This is a genomic window from Pseudomonas pudica, from assembly GCF_015680405.1.
Classification (GTDB): Bacteria; Pseudomonadota; Gammaproteobacteria; order Pseudomonadales; family Pseudomonadaceae; genus Aquipseudomonas; species Aquipseudomonas pudica.
In genome coordinates this window covers 211508-227652 of the sequence record NZ_JADLJS010000005.1, presented here as the reverse complement: position 1 = coordinate 227652, position 16145 = coordinate 211508, and the positions used below count along the sequence as shown (strand labels likewise).

The 16145-nt window shown below is 64.1% G+C and carries 19 protein-coding genes; 3 read left to right on the top strand and 16 right to left on the bottom strand.

The annotated features are described in order from the left end of the window. Positions 1 to 176 precede the first annotated feature (176 nt). The 10 genes from IRZ77_RS06380 to ccmA are packed head-to-tail and all read right to left on the bottom strand — an operon-like array spanning position 177 to position 7528. Positions 177 to 593: a hypothetical protein gene (locus tag IRZ77_RS06380; protein WP_196173113.1), complete on the bottom strand. Its 417-nt coding sequence runs from the start codon at positions 591 to 593 to the stop codon at positions 177 to 179. Positions 594 to 605: 12 nt separating this feature from the next. Continuing rightward, positions 606 to 1796, bottom strand: a complete 1191-nt coding sequence (ccmI, locus tag IRZ77_RS06375) for a c-type cytochrome biogenesis protein CcmI (protein ID WP_046614556.1) — start codon at positions 1794 to 1796, stop codon at positions 606 to 608. Next, positions 1789 to 2277 (bottom strand): cytochrome c-type biogenesis protein, encoded by a 489-nt coding sequence (locus IRZ77_RS06370; protein ID WP_025340052.1) that lies wholly within the window; start codon positions 2275 to 2277, stop codon positions 1789 to 1791. Before IRZ77_RS06370 ends, ccmI begins: the two co-directional genes overlap by 8 nt. Then, on the bottom strand, positions 2274 to 2810 hold the full coding sequence (locus tag IRZ77_RS06365; RefSeq protein ID WP_085601636.1) for a DsbE family thiol:disulfide interchange protein: 537 nt from the start codon (positions 2808 to 2810) through the stop codon (positions 2274 to 2276). The genes IRZ77_RS06370 and IRZ77_RS06365 overlap by 4 nt, the downstream gene beginning before the upstream one ends. Next, entirely contained in the window at positions 2807 to 4780 is a 1974-nt protein-coding gene (locus IRZ77_RS06360) for a heme lyase CcmF/NrfE family subunit (protein WP_178081808.1), read from the bottom strand. The genes IRZ77_RS06365 and IRZ77_RS06360 overlap by 4 nt, the downstream gene beginning before the upstream one ends. A gap of 11 nt (positions 4781 to 4791) precedes the next feature. Then, positions 4792 to 5247 (bottom strand): cytochrome c maturation protein CcmE, encoded by a 456-nt coding sequence (ccmE, locus tag IRZ77_RS06355; RefSeq protein ID WP_015271187.1) that lies wholly within the window; start codon positions 5245 to 5247, stop codon positions 4792 to 4794. Beyond that, positions 5244 to 5420, bottom strand: a complete 177-nt coding sequence (gene ccmD / locus IRZ77_RS06350) for a heme exporter protein CcmD (protein WP_013973562.1) — start codon at positions 5418 to 5420, stop codon at positions 5244 to 5246. The genes ccmE and ccmD overlap by 4 nt, the downstream gene beginning before the upstream one ends. Beyond that, entirely contained in the window at positions 5417 to 6184 is a 768-nt protein-coding gene (locus tag IRZ77_RS06345) for a heme ABC transporter permease (protein ID WP_012273476.1), read from the bottom strand. Before IRZ77_RS06345 ends, ccmD begins: the two co-directional genes overlap by 4 nt. A 46-nt stretch (positions 6185 to 6230) precedes the next feature. Then, positions 6231 to 6908: a heme exporter protein CcmB gene (gene ccmB / locus IRZ77_RS06340; RefSeq protein WP_013973563.1), complete on the bottom strand. Its 678-nt coding sequence runs from the start codon at positions 6906 to 6908 to the stop codon at positions 6231 to 6233. Next, positions 6896 to 7528 carry a cytochrome c biogenesis heme-transporting ATPase CcmA gene (gene ccmA / locus IRZ77_RS06335; RefSeq protein ID WP_046614560.1) on the bottom strand — a complete coding sequence of 211 codons (633 nt, stop codon included), beginning with the start codon at positions 7526 to 7528 and terminating at the stop codon, positions 6896 to 6898. The genes ccmB and ccmA overlap by 13 nt, the downstream gene beginning before the upstream one ends. Positions 7529 to 7794: 266 nt before the next feature. Here ccmA and fliK point away from each other — a divergent pair, with 266 nt between their 5' ends. From fliK to IRZ77_RS06320, 3 genes are all read left to right on the top strand, one after another. After that, the gene (gene fliK, locus IRZ77_RS06330; RefSeq protein ID WP_196173111.1) at positions 7795 to 9351 is read left to right on the top strand and encodes a flagellar hook-length control protein FliK; all 1557 of its coding nucleotides are present in this window, start codon (positions 7795 to 7797) and stop codon (positions 9349 to 9351) included. Continuing rightward, entirely contained in the window at positions 9348 to 9692 is a 345-nt protein-coding gene (locus IRZ77_RS06325; protein WP_108480231.1) for an EscU/YscU/HrcU family type III secretion system export apparatus switch protein, read from the top strand. The genes fliK and IRZ77_RS06325 overlap by 4 nt, the downstream gene beginning before the upstream one ends. Before the next feature lie 91 nt (positions 9693 to 9783). After that, positions 9784 to 10755: a GlxA family transcriptional regulator gene (locus IRZ77_RS06320; protein WP_080958442.1), complete on the top strand. Its 972-nt coding sequence runs from the start codon at positions 9784 to 9786 to the stop codon at positions 10753 to 10755. Positions 10756 to 10765: 10 nt separating this feature from the next. On the opposite strand, the gene IRZ77_RS06315 is transcribed toward IRZ77_RS06320, so the two are convergent. The 6 genes from IRZ77_RS06315 to IRZ77_RS06290 all read right to left on the bottom strand — a co-directional run bounded on the left by IRZ77_RS06315 (position 10766) and on the right by IRZ77_RS06290 (position 15926). After that, on the bottom strand, positions 10766 to 11692 hold the full coding sequence (locus tag IRZ77_RS06315) for a dienelactone hydrolase family protein (protein WP_196173108.1): 927 nt from the start codon (positions 11690 to 11692) through the stop codon (positions 10766 to 10768). A gap of 71 nt (positions 11693 to 11763) precedes the next feature. After that, positions 11764 to 11991: a hypothetical protein gene (locus IRZ77_RS06310; protein ID WP_046614564.1), complete on the bottom strand. Its 228-nt coding sequence runs from the start codon at positions 11989 to 11991 to the stop codon at positions 11764 to 11766. Continuing rightward, positions 11984 to 13249 (bottom strand): aminotransferase class I/II-fold pyridoxal phosphate-dependent enzyme, encoded by a 1266-nt coding sequence (locus IRZ77_RS06305; protein ID WP_153671522.1) that lies wholly within the window; start codon positions 13247 to 13249, stop codon positions 11984 to 11986. The genes IRZ77_RS06310 and IRZ77_RS06305 overlap by 8 nt, the downstream gene beginning before the upstream one ends. 50 nt (positions 13250 to 13299) lie before the next feature. Beyond that, positions 13300 to 14529 (bottom strand): MFS transporter, encoded by a 1230-nt coding sequence (locus IRZ77_RS06300; protein WP_046614566.1) that lies wholly within the window; start codon positions 14527 to 14529, stop codon positions 13300 to 13302. A gap of 23 nt (positions 14530 to 14552) precedes the next feature. Then, entirely contained in the window at positions 14553 to 15275 is a 723-nt protein-coding gene (locus IRZ77_RS06295; RefSeq protein ID WP_196173106.1) for a TenA family transcriptional regulator, read from the bottom strand. Between the two features lie 75 nt (positions 15276 to 15350). After that, positions 15351 to 15926, bottom strand: coding sequence for a GNAT family N-acetyltransferase (locus IRZ77_RS06290; protein WP_196173104.1), 576 nt, complete (start codon positions 15924 to 15926; stop codon positions 15351 to 15353). Positions 15927 to 16145: the final 219 nt, after the last annotated feature.

Genomic DNA, 16145 nt, shown 5'->3' with positions numbered 1-16145 from the left:
GGGGCCTCAGCGCTTGACGGGCATCCATGCCCGTCACCTCCCTCCGCAGTCCCTTCGCTCGGCCTCCTGAAGTCGCAATCGGCGGCGCCTGGACTACCGCGCGCTTAAAAGCAAAAGCAAAAGCAAAAGCAACGGCAACGGCAACGGCAACGGCAACGGCAACGGCAACGTTGCAATTATTGGGCGAACGCACGCCCCAGACCACCCGGCACACCGCTGCTGTCAGTCTCCTGCCACGGCCCATCCGGGCTCAGCGACCAGCTCCAGCCGTTGTCGAAGCGGTAGTAGGTGCGCTGGCGGTAGAAGGTATTGGGCTTTTTCTCCAGCACATACACGCCCAACTTCGGGTCCCAATGGCTCGCCCCGCCAGGTGGCGGCGCGAAGCTGGCCGAGGTGCGTGGCATCGGTTTGGGCGTGGCCGCCGGCTTGCTCGGCGCAGGGGCCGGTTGCCTGTCCGGCAAGTGTTTGACCGCCGGCCCCGGCGGCGGCAGGCGTTCGATCGGTGGTTCGGGCTGCTCGTACGGCTCATGCACCGTACACGCAGACAAACCCAGGGCCAGGGTGATCAGGGTCAGGCGGACGATGCTGTGCATGGCATTGCTCTCTTACGGGTCGGGGCTGTCGATGGTCAGGTGCTGGATGGCCTGGGTGGCGCTGGGCAGTGGCGTGCCCTGGCCAATCCACTCGCCATGAGTTGGCTGGCCAGCGCGTGATACACGTGCAACGAGTTGGACTTCGGCAAAGTCCGACAGTTTCATCTGCGGCATCATGGCGTCAGCATCGGACAATTCCACTTCGATCGGCAACTGCGCCACGGTCACCCGCTTGGCCGCCAACGGCATGGGTGGGCCATTGCTGGCGCGGGCGAAAATGAACACCGTGTCGTCCGGCTTGACCTTGTCCTTCAACGCCGCCGCCAGTTCCACCCGCACCTTCAAGCGAGCCGCCACGGGCGCCGCAGCCTGCCCCGGCGAACCACCCAGGCGCTCGGCGGCGCGGTCGATACCGCCCTGCAGCGCCGCACGCGAGGCATCACCTTCCGGCAACTGCGCCAACAGGCGCTTCCAGTAATCGATGGCTTCCTGGTAACGCTCGCCCTCGAAGGCAGCGATACCACGCAGGCCCAGGCTGGTCACTTCATTGGGGTCGGCTTTCAGCGCCTCGTCAGTCAGCGCCTGCAGCTGCGGGCTCCATTTCTTGTCGGCGGCGAAGTACAGCGCCTGCGCCCACTGCCCGAGCAATTCGGGCTGGCGACCCGCCAAGGCCACGGCGCGCTCGAAGGTACGCGCGGCATCGCCAGGGCGCTGCTCGGCCATGTAGGCTCGGCCCAGGAAGTACACGGCCTCGGCCGAATCCGGCTGGGCCTGCACCACCCGTTCCAGGCGGGCAGTCATTTCCTCCATCGACTTGGGCGCCTCGGCAAACTCCTGGGTCAGTTCCACCTTGTCGGCCGCGCCGAAATGCAGGTACAGCCCCAATGCCAGCAGCGGCACCAGCAACGCTGCCAACAACGGCAGGGTCTTGCCCAGGTAGCCTTGGCGCGGAGTCTCGGTACCCTCGGTATCAGCCAGCAGCTCACGGGCGGCCTCGTCACGGCCCTTGGCCATCTGCGCCTCGTCGAGCACGCCGGCGGCCTGCTGGGCAGCCAGTTCGGCGACGCGCTCCTGGTACAGCGCCACGTTCAGGGCGGTGCGGTCTTCTTCCTGCTGGCGGCCACGGCCACGCAGGATCGGGATCAGCAGGAAGCTGAGGGCAGCGAGCAGCAGCAGGCCCGCGCTAAGCCAGAATTCAATCATGGGTCTGTTCTTTTTCCAGCAGTTTGGCGAGACGCTCGCGTTCTTCGGCGGACAACTCATTGGCGCCCTGCACGGCCGCACCGCGGCGCCGGCGCACGATCAGCGCCAGCACCACGAAACCGCCGGCCAGCAAAATCCCCGGGCCGAACCACAGCAGCCAGGTACGCCCGCTGAGCGCCGGCTTGTAGCGCACGAAGTCGCCATAGCGGTCGACCATGAAGTCGACGATCTGCTGATTGCTCTTGCCCTCGCCGAGCATGCGGAATATTTCCCGACGCAGGTCGGCGGCAATCGGCGCGTTGGAGTCGGCGATGTCCTGGTTCTGGCACTTGGGGCAGCGCAGCTCCTTGGTCAGCTGCTGGTAGCGCTCACGCTCGGCATCGTCGCGGAACTGGTAAGTGTCGATGGCCGCCTTGGCCACGCCTGCCAGGCTCAACCCCATGAAGAGCCCCAGCACGGCAGCTGCCAGCCCCCGCTTCATGGCTTGGCCTCGTCGACCAGGCCCTGGTACAGCGGCGCCAGCTGCTCACGCCAGACCGTGGCATCGACCACGCCAACATGCTTGTAGCGGATGATGCCCCTGGCATCGATCAGGAAGGTTTCCGGCGCGCCATACACGCCCAGGTCCAGGCCCAGGCTGCCCTGCTCGTCACGAATGTCCAGCTGATAAGGGTTGTGGAACTCGGCCAGCCACTTCAGGGCCGCCGCATTGTCGTCCTTGTAGTTGACCCCGTGGATCACCACGCCCTGCTGGGCCAGCTGGTTCAGGTACGGGTGCTCGACCTTGCACGACGGGCACCAGGTGGCCCACACATTGACCAGTGCCGGGCGGCCCCGCAAGTCGGCCTCGGTCAGGGTACGGTCGCCCTGGGTCGAGGCCAGGGAAAACGCCGGGAACGGCTTGCCGATCATTGCCGAGGGCAGCTCGTCGGGCTTGAGGAACAGCCCTTTGTAGAGGAACACCGCCACCAGCAGGAATACCGCCAGGGGGACTACCATGATCCAACGCTTCATGCAGCTGCTCCAGACACGCCCAGGGCATCACGCACCCGGGTCTTGACCTTGACGCGATAGCGCCGGTCGAGGGCCGCCAGCAACCCGCCCAGGCCGGTCAGCAGACCGCCCAGCCAGATCCAGCGGACGTAAGGCTTGATATGCACGCGTACCGCCCAGGCACCGTTCTCCAGCGGCTCGCCAAGGGCGACGTAGAGGTCGCGGGTAAAACCGGCGTCGATGCCGGCTTCGGTCATCATCGACTGCTGCACGGTGTACAGGCGTTTCTCCGGGTGCAGGGTGGTCACTTCACGGCCATCGCGGCTGACCACCACGGTACCCTTGTCGGAGATGAAGTTCGGCCCTTCGAAGTGCCGGGCACCCTGGAACTGGAAGTGGTAACCGCCCAGTTCCACGCTCTCGCCCGGCGCCATGCGCAGGTCGCGTTCGGCGCTGTTGTTGCTCGACAGCACCACGCCCAGCGCGCACACCGCCAGGCCCAGGTGCGCCAGCTGCATGCCCCAGTAGCTGCGACCCAGGCCGGGCAGGCCCTTGAGCAGGCCTTTGTGGCGGGTCTTGTCGAGTATGTCGCGCAGCCCGCCAAGCACTACCCAGGCGGCCAGGGCGAAGGCGGTCAGGGTCGGCCAGTCGAAGTCGTCGACGATAAAGCCCGCCACCGGCGCGAGGATGGCGCTGCCGAGCAGCACCGGGGTCATCATGCTGGCCAGCCATTTGCCGGGGGTGTCTTTCCAGCGCACCACCACGCCCACGCCCAGCACCACCATCAGCAGTGCCATCAGCGGCAGGAACAAGGCATCGAAATACGGAGGGCCGACCGACAGCTTGGCACCGGTCAACGCATCGAGCACCAGCGGGTAAAGGGTGCCGAGCAGAATCATCGAGGCCGCCACTACCAGTACCAGGTTGTTGGCCAGCAGCAGCGTCTCGCGCGACCACAGGGCAAAGCCGACCTGGCTCTTGACCACCGGTGCGCGCAGGGCGAACAGGGTCAGCGATCCACCGACCACGAACAGCAGGAAGATCAGGATGAAAATGCCCCGCGACGGGTCGGCGGCAAACGCGTGCACCGAGGTCAGCACACCGGAGCGCACCAGGAAGGTACCCAGCAGGCTCAGCGAGAACGCGGCGATTGCCAGCAGCACCGTCCAGCTTTTGAACACCCCGCGCTTCTCGGTCACCGCCAGCGAGTGGATCAGCGCCGTACCTACCAGCCAGGGCATGAACGAGGCGTTTTCCACCGGATCCCAGAACCACCAGCCCCCCCAGCCAAGCTCATAGTAGGCCCACCACGAGCCCAGGGTAATGCCGACACCGAGGAAGGCCCAGGCAACGATGGTCCATGGCCGCGACCAGCGCGCCCAGGCGGCGTCCAGGCGGCCACCGAGCAAGGCGGCGATGGCGAAGGCGAAGGCCACCGAGAAACCGACATACCCCATGTACAGCATCGGCGGGTGAACGATCAGGCCAAAGTCCTGCAATAGCGGGTTGAGGTCGCGGCCATCGGTCGGCACCTGCGGCAGCAGGCGCTGGAACGGGTTGGAGGTGATGATCAGAAAGCTCAGGAAGCCCACGCTGATCATGCCCATTACCGCCAGCACGCGGGCCAGCATCACCTGCGGCAATTGCCGCGAGAACACCGACACGGCGAAGGTCCAGCCGCCGAGGATCAGCGCCCACAGCAGCAGCGAACCTTCGTGCGCACCCCACACGGCGCTGAACTTGTAGTACCAGGGCAAGGCGCTGTTGGAATTGCTGGCCACATAGGCGACCGAGAAGTTGTCGGTCATGAAGGCATGGGTCAGGCAGGCGAAGGCAAAGGCCAGGAAGGCGAACTGCCCCCAAGCCGCCGGCCGCGCCAGGCTCATCCACAGGCTGTCGCCACGCCAGGCGCCCAGCAGCGGTACGCTGGCCTGCACGGCGGCAAAGCAGATGGCCAGGATCATCGCCAGCTGGCCGAGTTCGGGGATCACCAGCGCCGCGTTCATGGCCTGGCCTCCCCGCCGGTGGCGGCCTGGCCGCTTTCCTTCAGGGCCTTGGTGACCTCGGGCGGCATGTACTTCTCGTCGTGCTTGGCCAGTACTTCATCGGCCACCACCACGCCATCGGCGTTGAGCTTGCCGAGGGCGACGATGCCCTGCCCTTCGCGGAACAGGTCGGGGAGGATGCCACGGTAGGTGATCGGCACCGACTTGTTGAAGTCGGTGACCACGAAGCGCACGTCCAGCGAATCTGACGAGCGCTGTACCGAACCCTTCTCGACCATGCCGCCGGCGCGAATGCGGGTGTCCAGCGGCGCTTCGCCATTGGCGATCTGGGTCGGTGTGTAGAACAGGTTGATGTTCTGCTGCAATGCGCTCAAGGCAAAGCCGACGGCAACCCCGACGCCGACCAGCAGGCCGACGATGAGCAACAGGCGTTTCTTGCGCTGCGGATTCACTGGTTGTTCTCCCGGCGCAAACGGCGCGCCTCATCTTGCAGGTAGCGACGGCGGGCCAGCACGGGCGCGGCGACATTCAGCGCCAGCACCGCCAGGCAGATGCCATAGGCCGTCCACACGTACAGGCCATGGTGGCCCATGGCGAGAAAGTCACCGAAGGTGGCGAAACTCATTGTGCGGCCCTCCGCCCCAGGCTGTTCAATACTTCGTCCTTGACCCAACTGGCGCGCGCTTCGCGCTTGAGTACTTCAAGGCGCATGCGCAGCAACAGCACCGCGCCAAAGAAGCAGTAGAAGCCCAGCGCCGTGCACAGCAGCGGCAACCACATTTCTGCGGGCATCGCCGGCTTTTCGGTGAGGGTGAAAGTGGCGCCCTGGTGCAGGGTGTTCCACCACTCCACCGAGTACTTGATGATCGGGATGTTCACCACACCGACGATCGCCAGTACCGCACAGGCCTTGGCTGCACTGTCACGATTACTGATTGCCTGGCCCAGCGCAATAATGCCGAAGTACAGGAACAACAGGATGAGCATGGACGTCAGTCGGGCATCCCAGACCCACCAGCTTCCCCAGGTGGGCTTGCCCCAGATGGCCCCGGTGACCAGTGCCACGGCGGTCATCCAGGCACCGATGGGAGCGGCGCACTGCAACGCGACGTCGGCCAGTTTCATCTTCCACACCAGCCCCACCACCCCGGCTACTGCCAGCAGCACGTAGCAGGACTGCGCCAGCATCGCCGCCGGCACGTGGATGTAAATGATGCGGAAGCTGTTGCCTTGCTGGTAGTCCTGGGGGGCGAAGGCCAGGCCCCAGGTGATGCCGACCAGCAGCAGGAGCACGGCAGCGCCGGCAAGCCACGGCAGCATGCGGCCGCTGATGGCATAGAACCATTTGGGGGAGCCCAGCTTGTGGAACCACGTCCAGCTTATTTTCATCAGGGTACATCCAGGGTATTGGCCGGGCTTGAAAGCCCGGGACTCGTTATTCGCCGACGCTGATCTTCAGGCCGGCCGCTATCGCAAAGGGTGCCAGGGTCACGGCCAGCGCCGTCAGGCTGGCGAGCCAGAGCAGGTGGCCGGTTGCCGGCATATTCTGCAACGCCGCTTGCAACGCACCACTGCCCAGGATCAATACAGGGATATACAACGGCAGAATCAGCAATGCCAGCAGCAAACCGCCGCGTTTCAGACCGACTGTCAGCGCCGCACCCACCGCGCCCAGCAGGCTCAGCACCGGCGTGCCCAGCAGCAGCGAGCCGAGCAGCACCGGCAGGCAATGGCTAGGCAGCCCCAGCATCAGCGCCAGCAGCGGCGCCAACAATACCAGCGCCAGCCCGGAAAAGATCCAGTGTGCCAGCACCTTGGCCAGCACCAGCAGCGCCAACGGGTGCGGCGACAGCACCCACTGTTCCAGCGAGCCGTCCTCGAAATCGCTGCGGAACAGGCCGTCCAGCGACAACAGCACCGCCAGCAGCGCCGCCACCCAGACCAGGCCTGGCGACAAGGTTTGCAACAATTGGCTTTCCGGGCCGACTGCCAGCGGGAACAGCGCAACCACGATGGCGAAGAATACCAACGGGTTGGCCAGCTCGGCCGGGCGGCGGAACAGCAGGCGCGCTTCTCGGCGCAACAACAGGATGAATACGCTCATGCCGCCCATTGCCCCAGGTTCAGTTCACGGTAACCGGAGGGCTTGCGTTCCAGTGTGTGGTGGGTGGTCAGCACTACTGTGCCGCCCTGCTCGCAGTGGGCCGCCAGGTGCGCCTCGAGCTGCGCCACGCCCTGCTTGTCGAGGGCGGTGAAGGGTTCGTCGAGGATCCACAGCGGCGGGCTGGCCAGATACAGCCGGGCCAGGGCCACGCGGCGCTGCTGGCCGGCAGACAGGGTATGGCACGGCACGTCTTCGAAACCACGCAGGCCGACGTCCGCCAGTGCCGCCCAGATCGCTTCGCGGCTGGCCGGCTGGTGCAGGGCGCACAGCCAGGTAAGATTCTCTTCGGCGGTGAGCAGGTCCTTGATGCCGGCGGCGTGGCCGATCCACAGCAGGATGCTGGCCAGGGCGTGGCGCTGCTCGGCCAGTGGCTTGCCGCCCAGCAGGATCTGCCCGGCCGTCGGCTGCATGAGCCCGGCCAGCAGGCGCAACAGGCTGGTCTTGCCGCTACCGTTGGGGCCGCTGATCTGCAGCATGTCGCCCGGCCGCAGCTCAAAAGCGAGATGCTCGAACAGCAGGCGCCAGTCGCGCTCGCAGGCCAGGCCCGCGGCTTGGAGGTGAAGGGTCACGGTTTCGCCTTATCTTTGTAGGGTTCCGGAGCGGTGTCGCCTGCTTCGCGGGCACGCCCGCTCCCACAAGGTTTCACGCAAGGCTTGAAAGCTGCGCAAGACCCTGTGGGAGCGGGCATGCCCGCGAAGCAGGCGACACGGCACTGAAGCCCTGTATCTCAAGTCGCCCCACTCGCTGCCGTTATACTGGCAACGACGGACGGTCGGCATTATTACACGCGCCGCCGCGCTGCCAAGAGGGCGGGTTCGACAGGTTGTATACAATCATGACTGAAATCAATAGTCTCGGCGCACAAACCGCGATCAGCCCCCAGGCCTTGAAGGCAGGCATGACCGGCGAACTGCTGCGCCTGACGCAACCGCAGCCCGGCTTGATGGCCCCCGGCGAAACCGCACAGGCCGAGGTCATGTCGTTGCGCCAGGTGGGCCAGGATTTCCAGCTGGTGCTGCGGCTGATGCAGGCCAACGGCACCCAGACCCAGCTGCAAGCCAGCGCCAGCCAGCCCTTGCCCCAGGGCAGCCAGGTCACCGTCAGCCAGACCGAAAGCAACCGCCTGGCGATCATGCTGCAGCAGGCCAGCGCCAGCCAGGTCGCCACCCTCACCCAACTGGACACCAGCAAGGTGCCGGTCGGCACCCTGCTGCAGGGCAAGGTCCTGACCAACCAGGCGCTGGCCCAGGCGCCCGGCCAGCCCGCCGTCTACCGGGCGCTGGTCAGCCTGCTGAACAGTGCCCAGGCCGGCGCTACCTTAAGCGTGGACAGCCCGCGACCGCTGGCCGTCGGCAGCCTGCTCAGCGCGCTGGTGCAGGGCGACCAGTCTCTGCGCTTTGTACCGCTCAGTGGCCGCCAGGACCAGCTCAGCATTGCCCAGCAGCTGCTGACCCAGCAAAACCGCCAGGCTTCGCTGCCCGGGTTGCTCAATGCCCTGCAACAGGTGGCGCGCGATCCGGGCGCCGATGGCGAACTGCGAGCAAGCGCCGAACGCCTGCTGGCCAGCCTGCCGGATGCCCGGCAACTGGGTGATGCCAAGGCAGTGGCTCAAGCCCTGAACAACAGCGGTGCCTTTCTCGAAGCCAAACTGCTGGGCGGCTTCCCGGCCAGCGTCGCCACCGACCTGAAGGCGCACTTGCTGCGGCTGATCGCCGTCGCACCGGCGAGCGTACCCGGAGCACCCAACCTGGCGCCCGCCAGCCTGGCCGTCACCATGCCGGCCCTGGCCCGCAGTGCGCTGGGCATGCTCGAACGGGTCAGCCCCAAGCCACAGCCGGGCGCATTCCCGCTGCCATCGCGCCTGCTCAAGGCCATGGAAGACGAAGGCGACCTGCAGCAACTGCTGCGACTGGCCGCCGCCGCGGTTTCGCGCCTGCAAAGCCATGCCATGAGCAGCCTTCAACAAACCGGTACGCTGGAAAATGGCAACCTGCAGACCACCTGGCAAACCGAAGTGCCGATCCGTCACGGCCAGGAGTTCATCCCGTTGCAGGTCAAGCTGCAGCGCGAGGAAACGCCACAACAGCAGGCCGACCGCCAACAGGAATCAGCCGACCCACTGCAAGCCCTGTGGCGTATCGAGCTGGCTTTCGACCTCTCGCCCCTTGGCCCGGTGCAGGTCCAGGCACAACTGAGCCAAGGCCGCCTGGGTGGCCAGCTTTGGGCGGAACGCGAGGCGACAGCCCGGCTGATCGACAGCCAGCTCGGCAGCTTGCGCGAACGCCTGTTGGCGCGGGGCCTGGATGTGGGTGATCTGGAATGCCATCCTGGTATCCCGCCACAAGGCCCGCGTACGCGGGTAGAACAACGCTGGGTGGATGAGAACGCATGACGCACCAACCTGCACGGCAGGCAATTGCCCTGTTCTACGACGGGCAGCAAGCCCCTACCCTCACCGCCAAGGGCGACGATGCGCTGGCCGAGGCCATCCTGGCATTGGCCCGCGAGCACGAAGTGCCGATCTACGAAAATGCCGAGCTGGTGCGCCTGCTGGCGCGCCTGGAGCTGGGGGACCAGATACCGGAGGCGCTGTACCTGACCATTGCCGAAATCATCGCCTTTGCCTGGCACCTGCGGGGCAAAGTGCCCGCGGGCTTCGATGACGAACCGGCCACCCCAGAGGCAACCCCACCGCTGCTCGGAAGGCTGCTGCCCGGAGGCGAAGGCGCCTGACCGCCATGGTATTCATGCAAATTGCCTTTTTGCGCCATCTTGGTAACGTGCCGTTCAAGGTCAGGCGCTTGGCGATGTAAGGAATACTGTAATGCGTACCATCTGGTTCTTGCTGCTCCCGGGCACCCACATCCTTGATCTCGGCGGCCCGTTACAAATCATGGCGAGCCTCGAAGAACTCCAGCTGGCACCGGTCAACGTACGTTGCATAGCCGCCAGACAACAAGTCAGCAGTTTCCAGGGCGTGACATTGAGTGGCCTGCACCAGTTGCCTGAGCGGCTCGCACCGCAGGACTTGCTGTTCGTGGTAGGCAACAAGCTCTCTGCGACACCCGCCGAAACAGCGATATTGACCGCCACCGCCCTGTGGCTGGCGAAGGTGGTCAGGCAAACGCCGGATATAAAGCTGTGCTCCATATGCACCGGTGCGTTCCTGCTGGGCGAAGCTGGCTTGCTGGATGGCCGGCAATGCACCACGCACCATCGTTATGTCGACTTGCTTCGGTCGCGCTACCCAGCAGCCAAGGTGCTGGAGAACCGCCTGTTCGTCGAGGACGATGGCGTGTTCACCTCGGCAGGCGTTTCCAGCGGAACCGACCTGGCGTTGCACATCGTCAGCCTGGAATTTGGCAAGGTAGTGGCCAACCAGGTGGCGCAGGAGCTGGTCATCTACCGTCGCCGCGCTGGCGAAGATGTGCAACTGCGCGCGGCTGACCTGGCGCGCAACCACATCCACCCGTTGGTGCATGCGGCCCAGGACTACATCGATGCACACCTGGGTACCCACTTCAGCTTTGAACAACTGGCCAGCCAGTTCAATGTCAGCTACCGGCACCTGGCGCGGCTGTTCCGCGATAATACCGGTCAAACGCTGCAGAGCTACCTGCGCACTCAACGCATCGACCTGGCCCGTGAACTTTTGCGCAGCAGCCACCTGAACGTGGAACAGATCGCCGAACGTTGCGGCTACGGCAGCAGCCATGCCTTTCGCCTGGCATGGCGTCAGGAAATGCCGCAACCGCCACTGCAGTTTCGCCATGCTCTGGCCCACGAGGGCGCCTAGATTTCGACTGCTATCGCTCGCTTATCGCAGTCGGGGCGAAGCTTTCGGTGAAAAACTCCACCACGGCCCGGCGCGAAGCGTCGCGCGCTGCCGGGTCAGGTGCCGAACGCCCCACGCCGCCCTGGCCACGATGCAGGAACGGGTCCTGATACTCCTGGGCGGCCTCCAGCCCATTGAAACCGTGCTCTGCGCCGGGGTAAACCAGCACCTGCGCCCGCGCCTGGTCTTCGCTGGGCAGGGTTGAAATAAGCGACGGGCAGGCACCCGGGTCATCTTCGTACTGGTCGTTTTCCCCTACCAGCACCAGCAAGCGCGCCGGGGCCAGGTGCTTGAAGGTATAACCCGGCACATGGTTGTAACCCCAGCACACGGGGTAGAACGCGGCCATCGAGATGGGGCGTACGCCTGAGGCTTGCTCCAGCTCGTCATTGATGGGTGCAGAGGCGGCGAGCATGGCCTGTACGCCCCCCCAGGAAAACCCGAGCACCCCCACGCGGTGGCCGTCGACGCCAGGCTGCTTGGCCAGGTAAGCCAGGGCGCCTGCCAGGTCCGGCAGGGTATCGTGCACACGTGGCGGCCGCCCTTGTGCACCGCCTGTGAGCCTGCGCGCGCCCCACATGTCCAACTCCAGCGTTGCGATGCCGCGGGCATTCAGGTCACCGCCATGCAACGGACCGCGCGAATCCATCCCCGCCGAGCCATGCAGGATGATCACGGCCGGTACCGGCCCCGCGGCTTTGGCCGGCAGCGACAACACAGCCGGAACCCGAATCGGTATCGCCTTGCCAGCGGATGGCAGTGGCTGACTATAGAAAGAGACCAGCCGTTTGCTGACCGTGGCAACGGTGCCGCTGTCGCCAGCGGCGACCTCAGCCCGGGCCGTTGCGAACTGAAGGGCGCAGCCCAGCACCAAGCTGATGGCCATTACTTTGAACATCTGGTTACCCCTGAACGTCATGAGCGGGTGTTGAACCGGCACCCGTTATCGAAAATTGACGGCGCCCGGCATCAGCCGCACATCGCCAGTACTGCCAGGCCGTCGACATGCCATTGGGTGAATGCCAACGGGTCGAGCATCGCCATGCCCGTCATCACGCAACTCGCCAGCGCGAAAGCCACGGCATAGAAGCGCACTTCCTTAACGCAGGCCGTGCCATACACCGCGATCAGTGCAAGGATCTGCACCCCCACGGCGAACACGCCAATGCCGAATCCTGAAGCGAGCAGTTCAGTCATTGAACACCGCGTTCCGGGCACAGCCGACCGGCACTGTCATGGATGATTGCAAGGACACGGCGTGGAAAGCCTGTTGCAGGTCGGCCTTGATATCGTCCACACGCTCCAGGCCGACGCACAACCTGATCAAACCATCCGTGATACCCGCCTGATGCCGCGCCTGTGCGTCCAGTCGCCCGTGCGTGGTTGTGGCTGGATGCGTGACCATGCTGCGGGTGTCGCCAATGTTGGTACAGCGCGCCACGCAACGCAGTTGGTCAATCCATTGCCAGGCTGCGGCCTGGCCCCCGACGATCTCGAAAGCCAACAGCCCGCCATGGCCGTCCTGCTGGCGGCATGCCAATGCGTGCTGGGGGTGGTGCTCGAGGCCGGTGTAATGCACCGCCGTCACCAGGTCCTGATGGGCAAGCCAGCGGGCCAGCTCGAAGGCGCTCTCCTGCGCCCGCATCATCCTGACTTCAAGGGTTTCCAGGCTTTTGAGCAGCAGCCAGGCGTTGAACGGGCTGCAGGAAATGCCCAAGGTACGCAGAACACCCCGCAACACCTGAATGAGGCTTTGCGAACCGGTCACGACGCCCGCCAAGGCACGCCCTTGGCCATCCATGTACTTGCCGGCGGAGTGGATGACCAGGTCCGCTCCCAGTGTGTGGGGCCGCTGAAAAACCGGGGTAAGCAAGGTGTTGTCCACCACCAGCAACGCGCCTTTTTCATGTGCCAGCAAGCTTATGGCGCGGATATCACCGATTTTCAGCAGCGGATTGGAGGGCGACTCCAACACCACCAGACGGGTCCTGCCGTCGATTGCCGAAGTCCACTGCGCCAGGTCTGTCAAATCGACGAACCGGGCCTCGATCCCGAACCGGGCCATGTAGTAGCTGAAGGCATTGACGGTAGTGCCGAACACGTCACGGCTGCAGACAATGTTGTCACCTTGCTGGAGAAAGGCGTGACAAAGCGCGGTGAAAGCGCCCATGCCGGAAGCGAACGCCACTGCGCTTTCAGCGTTTTCCAACGCTGCCACACGGCTTTCAAACGCTTGAACGGTCGGGTTGGTGAACCGGCTGTATACATTGCCCTGCTGTTGCCCGCTGAAGCGCTCGCAAGCCTCTCTCGCTGAAGCGAAGGTATAGGCGGACGTCATGGCCAAAGGCTCGCAGAACACATCGGACAGGTCACTGACCCGGTGAGCATGCAGCGCCCTGGTTGCATTGAAATCAGTTGCGTTGAAATCATCCAGGCCAATCACGGTAGATTGCATGGGTTTGCGCCTCCTTGTTTGCATTGAACAATGGGCAATTGATTGGTGGACTATTCAGGTTCGGCGAGTTGAGCGGCCAGGGTTTCGCTTGATGGGCGAACCGCTATCAGCCACAACGATGCCAGGGCAGCCACCGCCGTGGCCGTGGCCAGGCCGGCCAAGGTCAGCTGATAGCTTTGATGCCGGTCGAAATCCAGTGCGCCCAGCTGCGTGGCAACCAACGCGCCAAGTTGATGTACCAGGAACAGCATCCCGAACACCTTGCCTTTGATTTCGGCGCCATACAGCGCGAAGCAAAAGGCAGACGTGAGCACCACCGTTCCGAGGTAACTGGCGCCAAACAGCACAGCGAACACGTAGGTTCCGAGAGGCCCAGGCGTGGTCAGCAGCACGATGACCGCAGCGGTTCGCAGCAGGTAGAACATCATCAGCAGCAGCCCCTTGTTGTAGCGGGTGGCCAACCAGCCCGCCAGCAGGCCACTGACCAGCTCCAGCACACCTAACAGGCTCAGGCCGCTGGCCTGTACCGAACTGGGCAGCGCCTCACCCTGCCAGAACGACACCAGGTGAACATCGATGAACGCCATGGTGGCACCACAACTGGCGAAACTGAGGGCCAGCACGAAGAAGCGCGGATCACGCAGCAGAAACGTCACCGGATGCCTGACCTTTGCCGCCTGCGGGTCCGGCTTCAACGGCACGGTGCGGGATACCCAATACAGCGCCAGGCTCAGAGGCACCAGGAAGATCAGGCCAACCCAGGAGAACACCGACTGCCAGGGCACGCTCTGCTGCAGCATGATCCACAACGGCGACAGCACGATGAAGCCGATGGAGGTGCCGTTGGTGACGAATGCGAAAGCGAAGGCCTTGAACCGTTCGGCGACCAGGCGATCGACCAGAATACCCATGGGTACATAGGTCATCGCAGCAAGGGCAAAGGCGCCGAGCAGGCCATACAACAGGGTGAACACCAGCAGGTGCGAGCCCGCGAAGGTCACGCCCAGCAGCACCACCCCGCCGCTGACACTGCCCAGGGCCACCGTGCTCAAGGGGCCGACCCTGTCGCTCAACCAACCCACCACAGGCGATACCAGGCCGATGGTCAGGACGAACAGCGATCCTGCCGTGGCCAAGGCTGCGCGCCCCTCGCCAAAGTGGGAGGCCAGGTCGACGAAGTAGACCTGGTACAACCCCTTCAAGGCGCTGGACAGGAACATCACCACGAAGCCGACTACCAGCACCGAGACGATCAAGGTAGAGCTGAATTTCTGTTTCATGGGCAATCCTTATCGTGTGGGCATTACACCGCCTCGGCTTGCGGAGCTCGGCAATACGCCTGGTACATGTTTTCGTACATCGCGTAGAACAGCTGGCAGGTGTGGTCTACCGCCTGCAACGCCTCTTCCTGCATCTGCGCCGTGGTGCACAACTGCGAGACAAGGTCCAGGCCTTCATTGACATGGCCCACGTCTTCCTTCTGGTGTACCGAAAAGAACAGCAAGTCTTGTTCGGCCAGGCCATAGGCACGCCCCAGCAGCACATGCCGTGCATCACCTGCGACGGTCTCGAGGTTCTGCCCCTCGCTGGCGATCATCACTGCTGCCGCACCAATGTGATAACGCGCCGGGTCACGTACCGCTTGCAGGCGGAAATCGATCAACTCCCATGTAGCTGGCAGCGGTTGCTCGGCATCACGCTCGGCATCGCTGATACCGAGCGCCCTCAGGAAGTTCTGCATGAGCACGACATGATTGTCGGTGCGGGACAGCCGACCGGTTTCTTCTTCGAAACAATTGGTGATCAGCGCCCGCTTGTGAGCGGGCAGCGGGCAATAGAAGAACAAGTGCTCGACATAGGTCAGGAAATACTTGGTGAGCTGGTAGCCTTGCAGCGCGACCTTGCGCAGCAGCGGCCTGTTGCCCTCAGGCGCAAGCAGTTCCTTGAAAATCGGGTGGGACAAGGTCAGATGGTGGTGCAGCTTCTGCTCCAACTGATCGCGAAAATCTGCGGTAGATAAGGCCATTGGGGGTGTTCCTTGGGTCAGAAAGGCAGGTGCCGTTGACGGCGATGGCCGCAGGCAGTGTTGACGAAGGGCAAGTCAGTTCAGGTTGAGTCGCAGCGCAAGGCCTTCCACGGACTGGGCCATGTAATGGCCGCGGTGCTTCACGCCGTCGACCCGTGCGTAGTCGTCCAGCACGCCGTAGGTCTGGAACCCGAAGGTTTGCCATAACCGGTGCGCCCGGGTGCCCTCGCGTACATCCAGGGTCAACAGCTCGATACCTTGGGCCTGGCAAAGGCGCACGACTTCCCCGAAAGCCCTTGCCACCAGGCCGGTCCCGCGATAGGCCGGATGCACCACGCCCTTGCTCAGGTCGGCAATATGCCGGCAGTTCGGCATGCTGCTGCGCGAAACAATGACCAGGCAGGCAGGCCCGGCCATTGCCTGGCCGAGCAAGACGTGGGTATCGCCGCCATGGATGCGCTCTTGCAACGCGGCAGTGAATTCGACGCTCTGCCCGGCAGACATCTCGTGCTCGTAACCCAGAACACCGCCATCGCCAACCGTGCTGTTGATGAGTTGCATGATGGCCGGCGCGGTATCGCTGTCGGCCTGGCGCAACCATTGCAACTGTGGCTCGCCGGGGGCCACCTGCTTTGAAGAGAGCGTGTTCATTGCGTAAATCCCTTGTGCGTACAAGCAGGGATTTAAACGTTTAAGGGCGACGCCGGGTAAGAAGGGAACCGGACAGGAAGCGGCAGGATAGTGACATGCACGACCAAAATGCCATCAGCGCCGGAGGGCCGGGGGTGACGAGATCGGCCAGGCCGCGTACCGACATATCTACCACCGCTTTTACGTACCCCTGCTTCAACCTTGCCGGCTTCCTCTCAG

Excerpts from the sequence above, each read along its gene's own strand:
- ccmD (WP_013973562.1), bottom strand. The coding sequence starts at position 5,420 with ATGAGTTTCGCCACCTTCGGTGACTTTCTCGCCATGGGCCACCATGGC.
- IRZ77_RS06380 (WP_196173113.1), bottom strand. The coding sequence starts at position 593 with ATGCACAGCATCGTCCGCCTGACCCTGATCACCCTGGCCCTGGGTTTG.
- IRZ77_RS06345 (WP_012273476.1), bottom strand. The coding sequence starts at position 6,184 with ATGAAAATAAGCTGGACGTGGTTCCACAAGCTGGGCTCCCCCAAATGG.
- IRZ77_RS06315 (WP_196173108.1), bottom strand. The coding sequence starts at position 11,692 with ATGTTCAAAGTAATGGCCATCAGCTTGGTGCTGGGCTGCGCCCTTCAG.
- IRZ77_RS06320 (WP_080958442.1), top strand. The coding sequence starts at position 9,784 with ATGCGTACCATCTGGTTCTTGCTGCTCCCGGGCACCCACATCCTTGAT.
- ccmI (WP_046614556.1), bottom strand. The coding sequence starts at position 1,796 with ATGATTGAATTCTGGCTTAGCGCGGGCCTGCTGCTGCTCGCTGCCCTC.
- IRZ77_RS06295 (WP_196173106.1), bottom strand. The coding sequence starts at position 15,275 with ATGGCCTTATCTACCGCAGATTTTCGCGATCAGTTGGAGCAGAAGCTG.
- IRZ77_RS06290 (WP_196173104.1), bottom strand. The coding sequence starts at position 15,926 with ATGAACACGCTCTCTTCAAAGCAGGTGGCCCCCGGCGAGCCACAGTTG.
- ccmB (WP_013973563.1), bottom strand. The coding sequence starts at position 6,908 with ATGGGCGGCATGAGCGTATTCATCCTGTTGTTGCGCCGAGAAGCGCGC.
- IRZ77_RS06325 (WP_108480231.1), top strand. The coding sequence starts at position 9,348 with ATGACGCACCAACCTGCACGGCAGGCAATTGCCCTGTTCTACGACGGG.
- IRZ77_RS06310 (WP_046614564.1), bottom strand. The coding sequence starts at position 11,991 with ATGACTGAACTGCTCGCTTCAGGATTCGGCATTGGCGTGTTCGCCGTG.
- fliK (WP_196173111.1), top strand. The coding sequence starts at position 7,795 with ATGACTGAAATCAATAGTCTCGGCGCACAAACCGCGATCAGCCCCCAG.
- IRZ77_RS06365 (WP_085601636.1), bottom strand. The coding sequence starts at position 2,810 with ATGAAGCGTTGGATCATGGTAGTCCCCCTGGCGGTATTCCTGCTGGTG.
- IRZ77_RS06300 (WP_046614566.1), bottom strand. The coding sequence starts at position 14,529 with ATGAAACAGAAATTCAGCTCTACCTTGATCGTCTCGGTGCTGGTAGTC.
- IRZ77_RS06370 (WP_025340052.1), bottom strand. The coding sequence starts at position 2,277 with ATGAAGCGGGGGCTGGCAGCTGCCGTGCTGGGGCTCTTCATGGGGTTG.
- IRZ77_RS06305 (WP_153671522.1), bottom strand. The coding sequence starts at position 13,249 with ATGCAATCTACCGTGATTGGCCTGGATGATTTCAACGCAACTGATTTC.